General features: G+C 65.4%; 14 protein-coding genes. 13 read left to right on the forward strand and 1 reads right to left on the reverse strand.

Features of this window, described 5'->3' with window-relative positions:
- The first annotated feature begins 442 nt into the window (after positions 1–442).
- The 4 genes from ACK56M_RS12540 to ACK56M_RS12555 all read left to right on the forward strand — a co-directional run bounded on the left by ACK56M_RS12540 (position 443) and on the right by ACK56M_RS12555 (position 7,402).
- Positions 443–1,828: a hypothetical protein gene (locus ACK56M_RS12540; protein ID WP_137137437.1), complete on the forward strand. Its 1,386-nt coding sequence runs from the start codon at positions 443–445 to the stop codon at positions 1,826–1,828.
- Positions 1,828–3,183, forward strand: coding sequence for an aminotransferase class I/II-fold pyridoxal phosphate-dependent enzyme (locus ACK56M_RS12545; protein WP_100413522.1), 1,356 nt, complete (start codon positions 1,828–1,830; stop codon positions 3,181–3,183). Before ACK56M_RS12540 ends, ACK56M_RS12545 begins: the two co-directional genes overlap by 1 nt.
- 311 nt (positions 3,184–3,494) lie before the next feature.
- Entirely contained in the window at positions 3,495–5,144 is a 1,650-nt protein-coding gene (locus tag ACK56M_RS12550; protein ID WP_217190534.1) for a VRR-NUC domain-containing protein, read from the forward strand.
- A complete protein-coding gene (locus ACK56M_RS12555) occupies positions 5,141–7,402 on the forward strand; it encodes an ATP-dependent DNA helicase (protein WP_054572927.1) in 2,262 nt (753 codons plus the stop codon). The genes ACK56M_RS12550 and ACK56M_RS12555 overlap by 4 nt, the downstream gene beginning before the upstream one ends.
- Positions 7,403–7,574: 172 nt before the next feature.
- On the opposite strand, the gene ACK56M_RS12560 is transcribed toward ACK56M_RS12555, so the two are convergent.
- A complete protein-coding gene (locus ACK56M_RS12560; RefSeq protein WP_054572928.1) occupies positions 7,575–8,756 on the reverse strand; it encodes an NnrS family protein in 1,182 nt (393 codons plus the stop codon).
- 214 nt (positions 8,757–8,970) lie between these two features.
- On the opposite strand from ACK56M_RS12560, the gene xerC reads away from it, so the two are divergent.
- The 9 genes from xerC to ureG all read left to right on the forward strand — a co-directional run bounded on the left by xerC (position 8,971) and on the right by ureG (position 16,009).
- Positions 8,971–9,885, forward strand: coding sequence for a tyrosine recombinase XerC (gene xerC / locus ACK56M_RS12565; protein ID WP_015270152.1), 915 nt, complete (start codon positions 8,971–8,973; stop codon positions 9,883–9,885).
- Between the two features lie 555 nt (positions 9,886–10,440).
- A complete protein-coding gene (locus ACK56M_RS12570; RefSeq protein WP_100413517.1) occupies positions 10,441–11,274 on the forward strand; it encodes an urease accessory protein UreD in 834 nt (277 codons plus the stop codon).
- 9 nt (positions 11,275–11,283) lie between these two features.
- Positions 11,284–11,586: an urease subunit gamma gene (locus tag ACK56M_RS12575; protein ID WP_003256923.1), complete on the forward strand. Its 303-nt coding sequence runs from the start codon at positions 11,284–11,286 to the stop codon at positions 11,584–11,586.
- Positions 11,587–11,605: 19 nt separating this feature from the next.
- On the forward strand, positions 11,606–11,923 hold the full coding sequence (locus tag ACK56M_RS12580; RefSeq protein ID WP_015270155.1) for an urease subunit beta: 318 nt from the start codon (positions 11,606–11,608) through the stop codon (positions 11,921–11,923).
- Complete coding sequence (gene ureC, locus ACK56M_RS12585; protein ID WP_013972449.1) at positions 11,920–13,623, forward strand: urease subunit alpha; 1,704 nt, start codon at positions 11,920–11,922, stop codon at positions 13,621–13,623. Before ACK56M_RS12580 ends, ureC begins: the two co-directional genes overlap by 4 nt.
- Before the next feature lie 10 nt (positions 13,624–13,633).
- Positions 13,634–14,137 (forward strand): urease accessory protein UreE, encoded by a 504-nt coding sequence (gene ureE, locus ACK56M_RS12590; protein WP_015270156.1) that lies wholly within the window; start codon positions 13,634–13,636, stop codon positions 14,135–14,137.
- Between the two features lie 17 nt (positions 14,138–14,154).
- On the forward strand, positions 14,155–14,700 hold the full coding sequence (locus ACK56M_RS12595) for a HupE/UreJ family protein (RefSeq protein ID WP_013972451.1): 546 nt from the start codon (positions 14,155–14,157) through the stop codon (positions 14,698–14,700).
- A complete protein-coding gene (locus tag ACK56M_RS12600) occupies positions 14,700–15,374 on the forward strand; it encodes an urease accessory protein UreF (RefSeq protein ID WP_015270157.1) in 675 nt (224 codons plus the stop codon). Before ACK56M_RS12595 ends, ACK56M_RS12600 begins: the two co-directional genes overlap by 1 nt.
- Positions 15,375–15,385: 11 nt before the next feature.
- Positions 15,386–16,009 carry an urease accessory protein UreG gene (gene ureG / locus ACK56M_RS12605; RefSeq protein WP_010953755.1) on the forward strand — a complete coding sequence of 208 codons (624 nt, stop codon included), beginning with the start codon at positions 15,386–15,388 and terminating at the stop codon, positions 16,007–16,009.
- Positions 16,010–16,155: the final 146 nt, after the last annotated feature.

Consider the following 16,155-nt stretch of genomic DNA (forward strand, 5'->3'; position numbering starts at 1 on the left):
GTTTAAAAAAGAATTTTCCTACAATAAAAGGAGACGCGGATTATATTTAAACGATCACTCAGAGGTTCGTCGAAATATTCCGCCAAGCTTTTTGCCTTGAATTGTTATTCCCTCGCGGTCAATGTGTTTTCTCACTTCTTCTGAATGGTTTTTTTACCCTGATCTGTATCTTCTATTCGCCTTGCATCCCTCGATAATGGCTCAATGATAGTTTGCGCAAGGAGCGTGGAATGAGCATGGCTATGCCCAGGCCAGGGCGGTCTATGGCAGCGGCGGGGCGTCGCTACGATGCGTTTTTCTCGATGTCTTGGCGACAGTGACTGGTTACGTCATTACTTCCAATTAGTTGTAGGAAATTTCTTCTGGAAAAGTTCAGGGCATGTTGATGTTCAGGTTCTCTGATCAACCTGCGCTGGCTGCATGAAGTTGATGAGGTGATTTCGTGACTGCTATTCACGACCAGGCAATGCACTATATCTACCAGCAAGTACTCGAGCGCTTGCTCAGTCATATGTCACAGGCGCAGCGTGCTTCCTTGCAGTTGTTGATACAACGGCTGCTGGTTGCTGCAGGCGGGCCAGAATACATCGGCACCTACCGCTTGCTGGTGCTGCAAGGCAACGATCACCGCAGCGCCCGGCTGCTGGCGATGCTGCGTGCCGCACAACTGAGTATCGCCCTGCGTGCGCCGGTAACCTTCCAGCTGCGGGTGCTGGTAGTGAGCCTGCCCGTGGCTGACAGTGCCACGCTCGAATGCCATGAGCGCGGCTTCAATGCGCTGTTCTTGCAGGATGACCCGCGGGTGCAACTGCAGATGATCAAGGGGCGTGAAGTAGTGCCGTTCAGCCGGCATGCCCCTGCCGCGCCCGAGAGCTGGCTGTTGGCGAGGGACGCCATGCTGATGTTCGGTCACCTGGTCGACGCCAGCCCCGAAGCGCTGCTAGGGAGTCGCCTGCACCTGGAGTTGGCGGCCGCGGTGGGCTTTGCGCTGCAGGCCCATACCCCTGCGGATGTATTGATCACCGCCATCCCGGCGTGCCAGCGCCGCCGGTACCTTGCCTGGGCACGGCGCAGCTTGCGCCTGGCAGGGGAGCGGGGTTCGTATGCGGTGCACCAGTGCCTGGCAACGCTGGCACAGGGGCTCAGTCGCCTGCATGGCGGCATCGGGGGCCCATCGAGCGCCCTGGCGGAACCGGCCGTGGGGGCGGCGCCGCAGAACACGCCGGTGCGGTTGATTGCCATTGACGACCTGTTGCCGCCGTTGCTCGAAGAACAGCAGCTTGACCTCATGCTCGGTTGCCGCTTCGAGGGGGGCCTGGACGCCCGGCCATTGGCCGCGTTCGTCGAGCCGTTGGCCCCGGCGCAGTTGCAGGAACTGCACGCGCGCAGTCTCGAACCGCAGGCAAGTCGCCCGGCATTGCGGCTGGCTGGCCAGCCGGGCGCCAACAAGCGGCGCGATGTGCATCAACTGCAGTTCGGCAGGGCATACGGCATCAACCAGATCCAACAGGTGTGCCTGTTGTTCAGCCCGTTTGCCAGGCAGGGGAAGAACCTGGAGCGTTTTCTGCAGTGCTGGCATGCCGACATGCTGGTGGCGCTGCCATACCTGCATAGGGCATTGCAGGGTAAACCCTGCCCTGAAGCGGTGAAAAACTGGCTGGTGAACACCAGCGGCCTGCCGCTGGGGCAACTCAGGTTGATCTATGGCGGGGGCCTGCCGCTGGCCTCCTGGCGCCTGATGAGCCATCTGGCCCGTCGCGATGTACAGCTGAGATTGCTGCCACGGCGGTCAGCGGGGCGGCGGCGTGGTCATGCGGGGCCGCCTTGATGGAGCAATCGGGCGCCGGAGAGTTCGCCTATCGCAAGGTCTATCGCTACCTGGAAGCCCTGATCGACCAGGCTCCACGTAGTGGCCCCTGCCGTTTGCCGTCGTTGCGCGAGTTGGCCCGGCGGTTGCGGGTGTCATTGGCCACCGTACAGAGTGCCTACAGCCTGCTGGAAGAAGAGGGCCGCGTGCAATGCCTGCCCAGGTCGGGCTATTACGTACAGGGCGCTGCCAAGGATGCTGCCGCGGCCATGCCTCTGCAGGCACCCCTGCCGGCACAGCCGATGCTGGAGCGAACCCTGCTCAGCCACGAACGGCGCCTGGCACGTCAGCGCACGCACAATGGTGCCCCTTGGGACGCGCCCGGCAGCGCCCGCCTGCGCAATGCCGTCGCAGAACGCTATACCCGTTCCTCCAACCGGTACTGGCGTGCCGAGGACGTTCAGTTGGCTCCGGATGTGCAGGCGTTGCTGGAGACCTTGCTGGCGGCGTTGGCCGTGCAAGGAGGAACCGTGGTGGTGCACTCGCCCTGTTGCTGGCAGGTACTGCGCGCGTTGGCCCGCGCCGGCATGCGAGTGTTGGAGGTACCACTGGATACCTGCGGCAACCCGGACCTGCGCGCCCTGGCCTGGCTACTGGATAGCGAGCCGGTGTGCATGCTCGTGATGCCGTCGTGCCTTGGCATGCCGCAGGGGCGGCTGGTATCACCGCACTATCAGCAGCAGCTTGGCCAGATGCTTGGGCAGCACTCTGTATGGGTGCTGGAAAACGACCTGGACAGTGAGCACTGTTACAGCGGGCCGCCGAATATGCGCCTGCGCGATTGGGTCGACCCCCGCTGGCTATTGGTGATGGGGGCGTTCGATGCTGCAGTGGGGAGCGAGGCGCCCTATGCCTACTTGCTGGGCCATGATGCCGGGCTGGCCAAGGCTTTTGCGGAGCGTGCGTTTCGGCTTGCACCGCTTCGCCTGCAAGCGCTGGCGCACATGTTGGGCAAAGGCGAGATCGAGACGCAACTGGTGCGGCTACGCACGGACCTGCAAAAGCGTATGCAATGCCTGGCGCGTGAGCTGCAGCTGCAGTTCGGCCAGCGGGTGGCATTGGAAACGCCGGAGGGCGGTCGGACCCTGTGGGTGCGCTTTCGCCAGCCGCTGCCATGGGCGGATATTGCCGCGTCGTTGGCGGGTTCAGCGCTGCATGCAATGCCGGGCGAGCAGTTCAGCCTGCAGGGGCGCTACCAGCAGTGCCTGGCGATGGCGTGGCTGGGTGATCACCCGGGTGAGCTGCAACAGGCGGTAGAGCGCCTGGCCCAGGTGCTGGAACTGCGCTGTGGCCGGCCCGCCGGGGTTACACCTTGAGCCGTCGGGGGATGTCGGGCTGTGCTGTGCGCAAATAACAGATATCGCTCGCCTGACGCATCCTTTGTAGGAGCAGCCTTTTGCTGCGATGAGGCCGACACCGCGATGTAGTCGAACAGGGCAATGTTCTGCACGTATTCGCACAGGCCGACACCGCCGCAGTGCGGGCCAGTTCGCCGGGGCTGCTGCGCAGCCCAACGCGAAACAAGGCCGCTCCACAGACAGCGCCACCGAACTGACCCACGGCACTTGCCAGGCTTACTGGTCTGTATGTATAACCAGTATCCATTCCAGCCGCCTGACCCCAGCCCGTGATCGCCCATTCCGTCGACGACCCGTTCTACTACCTGCACAATTTCCGCCAGGTGCTGCTGTGGGTACAACAGCGCTACGAAGACCTGCTCGACGATCAGGAACTCGCTTTCATCCACACCTTCAGCCAACTGGACGCCCCGGCGCAGGCCCTGATGGTGCGCATGGTCATGCGCAAGGGCGAGCTGTTTCGCAGCGACCGCCTCGACTATGCCGAAATTGGCGATACCGGGCAGGCCCTGCAGCCGTTGCTGGCCCTCGGCTGGGTACGGGAGCCCGCGCAACTGGAACTGGAGCAACTGTTCGCCCTGTTGCGCAAGGACGAATTTGCCCGTTGTTTTGCCCCACAGCTGAGCCGCCCTCGCGCCGCCAAGCATGACCTGCTTGCACAGCTGCAACCTCTGGGCCTGCAAGCCCGTTCACTGGCCGAGTGGTTCCCGGACAGCGGCATGCGCATCCTCCATTGGTGCCTGCAACCCTTGTGCGACCGCATGCGCCTGCTGTTCTTCGGCAACCTGTACCAGGACTGGTCGGACTTCGTCCTCGCCGACCTTGGCTTGTTGCGCTACGAGCAGGTACCGTTCAGCCCCGATTCGCGTGCCCTGCAACAACGTGCCGAAGTCGACCTGGCCATGGCCTTGCACCGTTGCGCCGAGCGCCTTGAGCAAGGCGACGACCCGCAGGCGATCCTGGCAGCCATGCAGGGCCTGCACAGCGACAACCCATGGCTGGCCCGGCGCCATGCGCGCCTGCAATTCGCCTTGGGCCAGCAATGCGAGCGTCTGGGCGACTGGGCGCAGGCCATGGCTGTGTACACGCAGTGCAGCCATGCCCAGGCGCGCATCCGCCAGGTGCGGGTGCTGGAGCGCAGCGAGCAGTGGCCCCAGGCCCATGCACTGGCGCTGCAACTGGCCGCGGCACCGGCCAACGACCTGGAAGTGCAGGCGCTGGAGCGCATGTTGCCACGCCTGGCACGCAAGCTCGGTGGCCCGCCACAGCGGCGCCAGCGTGTCGCGCCCCTGGAGCTGATCGAGCTCGAGCTGCCCCGGGAACGGGCAGCGCTGGGCGTGGAAGAGGCGGTACGCCAGCACCTGGCCGAAGCCGACGGGCCGGTGCATTACTTGGAGAACACGCTGTTCAACAGCCTGTTCGGCCTGCTGTGCTGGGAGGCGATCTTCGCCCCGGTGCCTGGCGCGTTCTTCAACCCGTTCCAGGCCGCCCCGCAGGACCTGCACGACGGCGACTTCCAGCAACGCCGCAGTGCTCTGTTCGAACGTTGCCTGGGGCGGCTCGACGATGGCAGCCATCACCGGGCGATTCTGGATTGCTACGCCGCCAAGCAAGGGCTGCAGTCTCCGTTCGTGTTCTGGTCCGTGCTCAGTGAAGAATTACTTGAGCAAGCCTTGGCCTGCCTGCCGGCGGCCCATTTGAAACAGTGCTTCCTGCGCCTGCTGCAGGACATCCGCAACAACCGCGCCGGCATGCCCGACCTGATCCAGTTCTGGCCCGAGCAAGGCCGCTACCGCATGGTCGAGGTCAAGGGCCCTGGCGACCGCCTGCAGGACAACCAGTTGCGCTGGCTGGAGTTCTGCCGGGCGCACGGTTTGCCTGTCGCGGTGTGCCATGTACGCTGGAGCGAAACGCCTTGAGCTATAGCGTGGCGGTACGGGCTTTGTGCGAGTTCAGCGCCAAGGTCGGCGACCTGGACCTGCGCTTCACCCCATCACCCACCGCTCAGGAGGGGATCGAGGGGCACCGTCGGGTGGTGGCGCGACGCGCTGCGGGCTATGAGTCGGAAATTACCCTCGAAGGTCAGTTCGAAACCCTGAAAGTGCGTGGCCGCGCCGACGGTTACGACCCCACCTGCAAACGCCTGGAAGAGATCAAGACCCACCGTGGCGACCTGGCGCGCCAGCCGGCCAACCATCGCCAGCTGCACTGGGCGCAGGCCAAGGTCTATGGCTGGTTGATGTGCCAGGCTCGGCAACTGCCGGACATCGAGGTGGCGCTGGTGTACCTGGACGTGGACAGCGATGGCCAGACGCTGATCAGTGAACACTGCACGGCAGCCGAACTGCAGGCCTTCTTCGAAACCCAGTGCCAACGCTTTCTGGCTTGGGCACAAGGGCAGGAGCAGCGCCTGGCCGAGCGTAACCAGGGCCTGCAAGCGCTGGGCTTCCCCTATCCGGCGTTCCGCCAGGGCCAGCGACAACTGGCGGAAACCCTGTACAAGGCCGTGAGTACCGGCCGTTGCCTGATGGCCCAGGCCAGTACCGGAATTGGCAAGACCCTCGGTACCTTGTTCCCCCTGCTCAAGGCCATGGTGCCGCAGCAACTGGACAAGCTGTTCTTTCTCACGGCCAAGACCCCGGGCCGGGCCCTGGCCCTGGATGCCATGCGCCAGATCACCGATGCCACGCCGCAGCCGGCCTTGCGCACGCTGGAGCTGATCGCCCGCGACAAAGCCTGCGAGCACCCCGACAAGGCCTGCCATGGCGAATCCTGCCCCTTGGCCGCAGGCTTCTACGACCGCCTGCCGGCCGCGCGCGCTGCGGCGGCAGCGTTGCCCATGCTTGACCGCGCCCAGCTGCGCGAAGTGGCCTTGGCGCACCAGGTGTGCCCGTATTACCTGGGCCAGGAGATGGCGCGCTGGGTAGACGTGCTGGTAGCGGATTACAACTACTACTTCGATGCCCATGCCTTGTTGTTTGGCCTGACCCAGGCCAACCAGTGGCGGGTCGCGGTGCTGGTGGACGAGGCGCACAACCTGGTCGAGCGCGGCCGCGGCATGTACAGCGCCAGCCTCGACCAGGGGCAGTTGCAGGCCCTGCGCCAGAGCAAACCGCCCGGGCTGGTCAGTGCGCTGGACCGGCTGAATCGGCAGTGGAACGCCCTCTACAAGGAGCAGCGCGCGCCGTACCAGGCCAGCGAGTCGCTGCCGGACGCTTTGCTGCGCGCCCTGCAGCAATGCATCGGGCTGATCCAGGAACAGATGAACCAGGCACCCGCGCAAATGGACCCGCAGGTGCTGCAGTTCTTCTACCAGGCGTTGCAGTTCAGCCGGGTTGCCGAGCTGTTCGACGAGCACTTCCTGTTCGACATCAGCCAGCGCCAGGGGCCACGCAAGCGGCGGCTGGCCACCCTGTGCCTGCGCAATGTCACCCCGGCGCGCCTGTTGGGCCCACGCATGCAGGCGGCGCGCTGCGTGACGCTGTTCTCCGCAACCCTGAGCCCACGGCATTTCTACAGCGACCTGCTGGGTATGCCGGCCGATACCGCCTGGCTGGAAGTGGCCGCGCCGTTTCGCGCCGAACAGCTGGAAGTGCGCATCGCCAGCCAGGTATCCACCCGCTACCAGCAACGCCAGGCTTCGCTGGCGCCGATCGTCGAGCTGATTGCCCGGCAGTACGAGCGCATGCCGGGCAACTACCTGGCGTTCTTCAGCAGTTTCGAGTACCTGCAACAGGTGGCCGGGCTGCTGGCCGAGCGGCATGCCCAGATACCCATGTGGGCCCAGGAACCAGGCATGGACGAGGCGGCCCGGCAGGGCTTTCTCGACCGTTTTGTGGCGGATGGCCGCGGGGTGGGCTTTGCGGTGCTGGGCGGTGCATTCGGGGAAGGGGTGGATTTGCCGGGTACCCGGCTGATCGGCGCGTTTGTCGCCACCCTCGGGCTACCCCAGGTCAACCCGGTCAACGAGCAGTTCAAGCAGCGCCTGGGGCGGCAGTTTGGTGCGGGGTTCGATTACGCCTATCTCTACCCGGGCGTGCGCAAGGTTATCCAGGCGGCAGGCCGGGTCATCCGGGGCGACCAGGACCGTGGCGTTCTGGTCTTGATCGACGAGCGCTTCGCCGAACCCCGGGTGCAGCAGATGTTCCCGGGGTGGTGGCCGGCGCCGGGAGGTTAACGCGGCCCCGGCAATTTGTGCATCTGTGCTGAAACCTTGGGGCTGCTTCGCAGCCCATCGTCGGCAAGCCAGCTCCCACAGGTACAGCGCAGGCCTTGAGGTCGGCGCGGTCGGTGTGGGAGTTGGCTTGCCGGCGATGGGCCGCAAAGCGGCCCCAATCTAGGCATCAAGGCTAGCCCGGCATACCGTCAGCCCGTGGCCGCAGCAGGATGGGCAGGTAGTGGCGCAGGAACAGCAGCAGCGCCAGGCTCCAGCACATTACTGAAAGGCTCACCCCCAGCGGCGTTAACAGCGGCAGCACCACCCGCGCCAGCGTCGCCAGTTGGATCAAGGCAAAGGCCCAGGCAATGCTGGTCGGCACCTGCAGCGGCCTGCCGGTGTGGCCCAGGCTGACCCGTGCCATCATCGCCAGGATCAGGCCGCTCATGGCTCCCACGGTCAGGGCGTGAGTCACCAGGCTCGGGCTCAGCGCCACCCCGGCATGCCACAGCGCCATGCCCAGGCAGGCAATGGCAATCCAGGCATAGGCCAGATGCAGCGACCACAGCAGGGGCACACGCCACAGGCCGTGGTCATGCCACAAGGCCAGGCGGGCCGTATGCAGAGCGAACAAGGCGCCGAACAGCACGGCCAGGCCGATACGCGGCGTGTCGGCCAAACCCGCGGCAAAGGCCAGCGGTACCGCCACGCTCAGCAGCAGGCAGGCCCGGTCCAGCCAGGGGCGGGCAGGGGCCGGTGCCATGTTGCCCAGGCCGCGCCGGGTGAAGAACGGGATCACCCGCCCGCCAAGCACGGTCATCATCGTGGCCACCAACCACAACCCGGCAAACAGCCCGCGGCGCTGCCACAGTTCGTCCTGGCGCAGCCAGCCGACCAGGGTCAGCCACTGGCAGGCGGCGATCAACAGCACCAGGCCGACGATCGGGTAGTTGTTACGCAAGCGCCGTTGCACGATCGGCCGTGCCAGGGCTAGTGCCACCAGCGGCAGGAAGCTGCCCTCGATCACTACCAGCAAGCTGTCCGGTAGTGGCAGGAACCAGCTCACCCGGCCCAGCAGCCAAAGCAGGAACAAACCCTGTAGCGCGCGCCCGTTCAAGCCTGGGATGCCGCTCCAGTTCTGCACGGCGGTCAGCAGGAAACCCGCGATGATGGCAGCAGCAAAGCCATAGAGCATTTCGTGGCGGTGCCAGGCGAGCATGCCGCCGGGGGGCGTGGGCTCCAGCGCACCGGCCAGTACGCCGCCCCACAACAGCAAGGCGAGCAGCGCAAACAAACTGCCACCCAGGAAGAATGGGCGGAAACCCAGGCCCCAGACGGCCTGGCGTGGGCGTGAATCGATCGGCTGCACAAGCATGGGCTGACCTTCGTTCGTTCAGTGGGCTCAATTGGGGTAAGATCACGATCCGTGCCAGCTCCGAACCCCTTGTATATCAAGGTGATGGCACTTCTCCGGGTCCGAATGACATGTGTATTCCGCTGTTATTTGGACCTGCTTGTATGTCGTATTGACTTGCTTCAGGGTCTGGCCGGTTCGCCGCTGGCCAACGCTTCGCTACAGGATTCACGTTTTGTCCGATCTCTCGAAAAATCCGCTGCTGCAGTACATGGCCCGCCTGGCCCCATCCAGCCAGCAAACCATGCGCTACATCCTTCAGGACGCCGCCGATCGGCTGGGTTTTGTCGACTGCAATATCGTCGATGTGCCCTGGCATCGGCTCGAGCCCGGCCATGTGATCGCCCTGGTGGCGGCGCTGCGTGCGGACGGTTACGCCCCCAACAGCTCGTCGCTGTACGTCAACGCCATTCGCGGTGTGATGAACGAAGCCTGGCGCCAGGGCCTGATCGATCACGAGCAGTTGCTGCGCATTCGCGAAGTCAAGCCGGCCACCGGCAGCCGCCTGCCGCCGGGGCGCAACCTGCGCCGCAGCCTGATTCGCGAGCTGATGGATGTGTGCGCGGCCGACCCACGGCCGCAGGGTGTGCGTGACGCGGCGATCATCGCCTTGCTGTACGGCACTGGCATGCGCAAGTCGGAATCGGTGGACATCGACCTGGACCAGGTCGACTTCGAGGCGCGCAGCCTGCAGGTGCTGGGCAAGGGCAACCGCCAGTTGATCAAGTACGCCCCGCCATGGGCGTTCGAGAAGTTGCAGGCGTGGCTGGACCTGCGCCGCCAGGACTTGCCCGCAGGGGCCGAAGACGACCCATTCCTGTTCAACCGCATCCGCCGTGGCAGCCATATAACCCGAGCGCGCATCACCAAGCATGCCATTTACTACATCGCCCGCCAGCGTGGTGCGCAGGTGGGCGTGAAGATCATGCCGCACGACTTCCGTCGCGCGTTCATCACCCGGGTGATCGAAGAGCACGACCTGTCCATTGCGCAGAAGCTGGCGCATCACGCCAATATCCAGACCACCGCCATCTATGACCGGCGTGACGACAACGAACGCCGGCGTGCGGTGGACCGCTTCGATTACTGAGTTTTGATAGTTGGGGCCGCTTTGCACCTTGCTCTCATAGAACGGCACATGACTCATTGGTTCGGCGAGGTACTGTAGGAGCAGCCTTGTGCTGCGAAGAGGCCGGTACTGACAAAGCCTGTCTATTGTCTGTACCGGCCTCTTCGCAGCACAAGGCTGCTCCTACAAAGGACGCTTCAAACGAGCGAAATTTGTTCTCTGCGCGACTGCGCAGCCCAAAAGGGCTGGGCAATCTCCCACAGGTACCAGCAAAGTCCTCCAGGTACCTGTGGGAGCGGGCGCGCCCGCGAAGGGCTGCAACGCAGCCCCATTTTCACCTTGCTTCGGCACCGAAACAGGGCCGAAGCACGCCCCTGCCTTGTGCGCCATCTCCCTCTATGCCCGATGCCAGAGCGGCCATGGCAAAAACTTCATCTTCGTTCACCTGCGGAGTTGGCCCGCAACCTGCTATATCCAGCCTGCGAATTTGATCGAGTGGTCAGGGCGCGCACGCCATAGCCGTGCGTGCCTGCCACTCTAAACGGCCAGCAGGCCACGGATTTCAGGGGCCGCAGGATGTCGCTCGCGGAGCAGATCGAACAACAACACGACGATGCCGGCTGGAGCGCTCACCTGCAGTTGCGCTTCGTCAGGCGCGACAAGGTGACCCGCCTTGGTGCGTGGCGGCATTTCGGACCTCTTTTGGTGCAGCGGCCATTCTATCCCGAAGGTGCACCGTGCCATGTCTACGTGCTGCACCCTCCTGGTGGGATCGTCGCTGGCGACCGCCTGGAGCTGGATATCCAGCTGGAGCCGGGCAGCCACGCGCTGCTGACCATGCCGGGCGCCAGCAAGTTCTACCGCAGCATCGGCCCGACCGCGCGGCTGGCCCAGCGTTTTCACGTGGCCGCCGACAGCACCCTGGAGTGGCTGCCGCAGGACAGCATCTTCTTCTCCGGTGCCCGCGCCAGCCTCGACAGCCGTTTCACCCTCGAACCGGGCGCGCGCCTGCTGGCCTGGGAAACCCTGTGCCTGGGGCGCCCGGTGATGAACGAGCGTTTCGAGCAGGGTGCCCTCGACAGCCGCCTGCACATCGAACTGCCCGACGAAGTGGGCCTGCACGAGCGCCTGCGCGTCGAAGGCGGGCGCCTGAGCAAGCTTGGCGGGCATCCGCTGCTGGCCACCTTCTGCGCCGCACCCGCCGACCAGGCTGTGCTGGATCTGGTGCGCCCGCTGCTCGACGAGATGGCCAACCCGGCCGGCGCGACCCTGCTCGGGTCGTTGCTGGTGATCCGCGTGCTCGACCATGACAACCAACACCTGCAACGCACCCTGCAACGCCTGTGGCATGTGCTGCGCCCGGCCGTCCTCGGCCTGCCGGCCTGCCCACCGCGTATCTGGGCCACCTGAGAGAGCGCCATGGAGCTGACCCCGAGAGAGAAAGACAAACTGCTGCTGTTCACCGCCGCGCTGCTGGCGGAGCGGCGCCTGGCCCGTGGCCTGAAACTCAACTACCCGGAAGCGGTGGCGTTGATCAGTGCCGCCGTGCTCGAAGGCGCCCGTGATGGCCGCACCGTCGCCGAGCTGATGAGCCTGGGGCGTGAAGTATTGAGCCGCGAGCAGGTAATGCCTGGCATTGCCGAAATGCTCCACGACGTGCAGGTCGAAGCGACCTTCCCGGATGGCACCAAGCTGGTGACCGTGCATGACCCTATCGTCTGAAATTGCCCAGGAGCCCCGCATGATCCCAGGTGAAATCCAGGTCGCCGCCGGCGACATCGAGCTGAACAGCGGCCGCGCGACAGTCAGCGTCAGCGTGGCCAACCATGGCGACCGGCCGGTGCAGGTCGGCTCGCACTACCACTTTTACGAAGTCAACGAGGCGCTGGTGTTCGAGCGCGCGCCTACGCTGGGCTTTCGGCTGGACATCCCCGCGGGTACCGCCGTGCGCTTCGAGCCTGGCCAGGCGCGTACCGTGCAACTGGTGGCATACGCCGGCAAGCGCGAGGTCTACGGCTTCCAGGGCAAGGTGATGGGCGCGCTGGAGGGCAGGGCATGAGCCGCATTTCCCGCCAGGCCTATGCCGACATGTTCGGCCCCACCGTGGGCGACCGCGTGCGCCTGGCCGACACCGCGCTGTGGGTCGAGGTGGAGCACGACTTCACCATCTATGGCGAAGAGGTGAAGTTCGGTGGCGGCAAGGTCATCCGCGATGGCATGGGGCAGGGCCAGATGCTGGCTGCCGAAGCCATGGACCTGGTACTGACCAATGCCCTGATCATCGACCACTGGGGCATCGTCAAGGCCGATATCGGTATCAAGCACGGGCGTATCGCGGTGATCGGCAAGGCTGGCAACCCCGATGTGCAGCCGGGCGTGAACGTGCCAGTGGGCCCCGGCACCGAGGTGATCGCGGCCGAGGGCAAGATCGTCACCGCCGGTGGTGTCGACTCGCACATCCATTTCATCTGCCCGCAACAGGTGGACGAGGCGCTGAACAGCGGTGTCACCACCTTCATCGGCGGCGGTACCGGGCCAGCCACCGGCACCAACGCCACCACCTGCACGCCCGGCCCCTGGTACCTGGCACGCATGCTCCAGGCTGCCGACAGCCTGCCAATCAACATCGGCTTGCTGGGCAAGGGCAACGCCTCGCGGCCGGAAGCGCTGCGCGAGCAGATCGCAGCCGGCGCCGTGGGCCTCAAGCTGCACGAAGACTGGGGTTCGACACCAGCAGCCATCGACTGCTGCCTGGGCGTGGCCGAGGAAATGGACATCCAGGTGGCGATCCACACCGACACCCTCAACGAGTCCGGCTGCATCGAAGACACCCTGTCGGCGATCGGCGACCGCACCATCCACACCTTCCACACCGAGGGTGCTGGTGGCGGTCACGCCCCGGACATCATCCGCGCGGCAGGCCAGGCCAACGTGTTGCCGTCCTCGACCAACCCGACCCTGCCGTACACGGTCAACACCGTGGACGAGCACCTGGACATGCTCATGGTCTGCCACCACCTGGACCCGAGCATCGCCGAAGACGTGGCCTTTGCCGAGTCGCGCATCCGCCGCGAAACCATCGCCGCCGAGGACATTCTCCACGACATGGGCGCCTTTGCCATGACTTCGTCCGACTCCCAGGCCATGGGCCGGGTTGGCGAGGTGGTGCTGCGCACCTGGCAGGTGGCCCACCAGATGAAACTGCGCCGCGGGCCACTGGCGCCGGACACCAGCTACAGCGACAACTTCCGGGTCAAGCGCTACATCGCCAAGTACACCATCAACCCGGCCCTGACCCACGGCATCGGCCACGAAGTGGGCTCGGTGGAAGTCGGCAAACTGGCCGACCTGGTGCTGTGGGCGCCGGCGTTCTTTGCGGTCAAGCCGGCCTTGGTCATCAAGGGCGGGATGATCGTCACCGCGCCCATGGGTGACATCAACGGTTCCATCCCCACGCCGCAACCGGTGCATTACCGCCCGATGTTCGGCGCCCTGGGCGCGGCGCGGCATGCCACGCGCATGACCTTCCTGCCCCAGGCGGCGATGGACCGTGGCCTGGCCGAGGAGTTGAACCTGCGCAGCCTGATCGGCGTGGCCCACGGCTGCCGCCGGGTGCGCAAGCCCGACATGGTCCACAACACTTTGCAGCCGCTGATCGAGGTCGATGCGCAGACCTACCAGGTGCGTGCCGACGGTGAACTGCTGGTCTGCGAACCGGCCCGCGAACTGCCGCTGGCCCAGCGTTACTTCCTGTTCTGAAGGAGCACCGATGATTGTCTTGACCCGCCGTATCACCGAGCCCGGCCAGCTGGGCGAAACCGGCACCGTTACCCTGGACGTGGACAGCCGCATCAAGAGCCGCCTGCGGGTGACCCTGGATGATGGTCGCGAGGCCGGGCTGATGCTCGAACGCGGCCACCTGCTGCGCGGAGGCGAACTGCTGGCCGATGCCGAGGGCACCCAGCTGATCCGTGTGCTGGCGGCGCCCGAGGCGGTGTCCACGGTGCGCTGCGCCGACCCGCACCTGCTGGCCCGCGCGGCCTATCACCTTGGCAACCGCCATGTACCGCTGCAGATCGAACCCGGCCTGCTGCGCTTCCAGCACGACCACGTGCTGGACGACATGTTGCGTGGCCTGGGCCTGACGGTAGAGGCCGAACAGGCGCCGTTCGAGCCTGAAGCGGGCGCCTACCAGAGCGCACCGCACAGCCACAGCCATAGCCATGCCCACGGCCACGATCACCCGTTCGTGCGCCTGCCTGCCCATTCCTGAACTGCCTGGAGCAACCAATGAAAAAGACTTTCGCCCTGTTTCTGCTGATGCTGGCTCTGCCTGCCTTCGCCCACCCCGGGCACGACGCCAACCCGCTGCAGGACGGCCTGCTGCACCCGCTGACCGGTCTTGACCACCTGCTGATGCTGCTGGGCACCGGTGTGCTCGCCGCGCTGACCCGGCGCAGCCTGACGCTACCCCTGGCAACCCTGGCGGCGATGTTCGGCGGCGCGGTATGCGGCCACCTGTTCGGCGATGTGCTGGGCATGGAAACCCTGATCGCCCTGTCGCTGCTGGTGGCTGCCGGTGCCGTGCTGCTGCCCAGCCGCCAGCTGCTGCTGGCAATGGCCATGCCGGTGTTCGCCCTGTTCCATGGCTGGGCCCATGGCGTGGAAGCCACGCCAAGCGCGTTCTGGCAGTTCAGCGCCGGCTTCGTCACGGTCAGTGGCCTGTTGCTGGCGGCCGGCTTTGCGGTCGGTTGCCTGTTGCGCAGGCATAGCGGCCTGCAGAAGGCCTTTGGCGGCGGCCTGCTGGCCGGCGCCGCGCTGGTACTGGCTGGTTGATGGGCAGCGACCTGGCGCTGTTGCGCCTGCTGCAGCTGGCCAGCCCTGGCTTGCCGGTGGGTGGCTTCACCTACTCGCAAGGCCTGGAGTGGGCGGTCGAGGCGGGCTGGGTACGGGACGTGGACGGTTTCGCTGCCTGGCAGCGCGAGCAGATCGACGACACCCTGGCCTGCCTCGACTGGCCGGTGCTGGCGCGCTTGTACCACGCCTGCCAGGCCGAGGACGCCGAAGCCTTCGGCCACTGGAGCCGCTTTCTGCTGGCCAACCGTGAAACCGCCGAGCTGCGTCTGGAAGAACAGCAGCGCGGCGCGGCGCTGGCACGGCTGCTGGACGGCTGGCAACTGGGCCAGGCGCCAGCCTGGCGGGCCAGCCTAGAACTCACCCAGCTGGGCGGTATGGCCTGGCTGGCTGCGCACTGGGCGATCCCACTGCGCCAGTTGGCCCTGGGCCATGGTTTTGCCTGGCTGGAGGGCGCGGTAATGGCCGGGGTCAAGCTGGTGCCGTTCGGCCAGCAGGCCGCCCAGACCTTGCTGCGCGACCTGGGGGCAGGGCTGCCCGCGGCCCTCGACCAGGCACTGGGCCTGGGCGATGACCAGCTTGGCGGTGGCCTGCCGTTGCTGGCCATTGCCTCATCGCGTCACGAAACCCAATACACCCGTTTGTTCCGTTCCTGAGGACTGCCTGCATGCAAAGCTATCAACAACCACTGCGCGTCGGTGTCGGCGGCCCGGTCGGCTCCGGCAAGACGGCGCTGCTCGAAGCCCTGTGCAAGGCCATGCGCGACCATTACCAGATCGCAGTGGTCACCAACGACATTTACACCAAGGAGGACCAGCGTATCCTCACCGAAGCCGGGGCCCTCGAGCCGGAGCGCATCGTCGGTGTGGAAACCGGCGGCTGCCCGCACACGGCGATACGTGAAGACGCCTCGATGAACCTGGCGGCGGTCGAAGCCCTGGCGCGCAAGTTTGGCAACCTCGAGGTGATCTTCGTCGAAAGCGGCGGTGACAACCTGAGTGCCACTTTCAGTCCGGAGCTGGCCGACCTGACCATCTACGTGATCGACGTGGCCGAAGGCGAGAAGATCCCGCGCAAGGGTGGGCCGGGGATTACCAAGTCGGATTTCCTGGTGATCAACAAGACCGACCTGGCGCCCTATGTGGGGGCTTCGCTGGAAGTGATGGAGCGCGATACCCAGCGCATGCGCCCGCAGCGGCCATGGACCTTCAGCAACCTGAAGAAGGGCGAGGGGCTGCAGGCGGTGATCGACTTCATCGTCGAGCGCGGGATGTTGGGTGTGCGCGGCTGAAGACTATGTGCTGCACTTGAGGATGCTTGGCCGCTGCGCGGCCCCTTGTAGGAGCAGCCTTGTGCTGCGAAGAGGCCCGTACTGGCTATGCAGATCTGTTGCCTGTACCGGCCTCTTCGCAGCACAAGGCTGCTCCTACAAAGGAC

Origin of the sequence: Pseudomonas sp. s4, assembly GCF_046764235.1 — a bacterium.
GTDB classification, from domain to species: domain Bacteria; phylum Pseudomonadota; class Gammaproteobacteria; order Pseudomonadales; family Pseudomonadaceae; genus Aquipseudomonas; species Aquipseudomonas asiatica.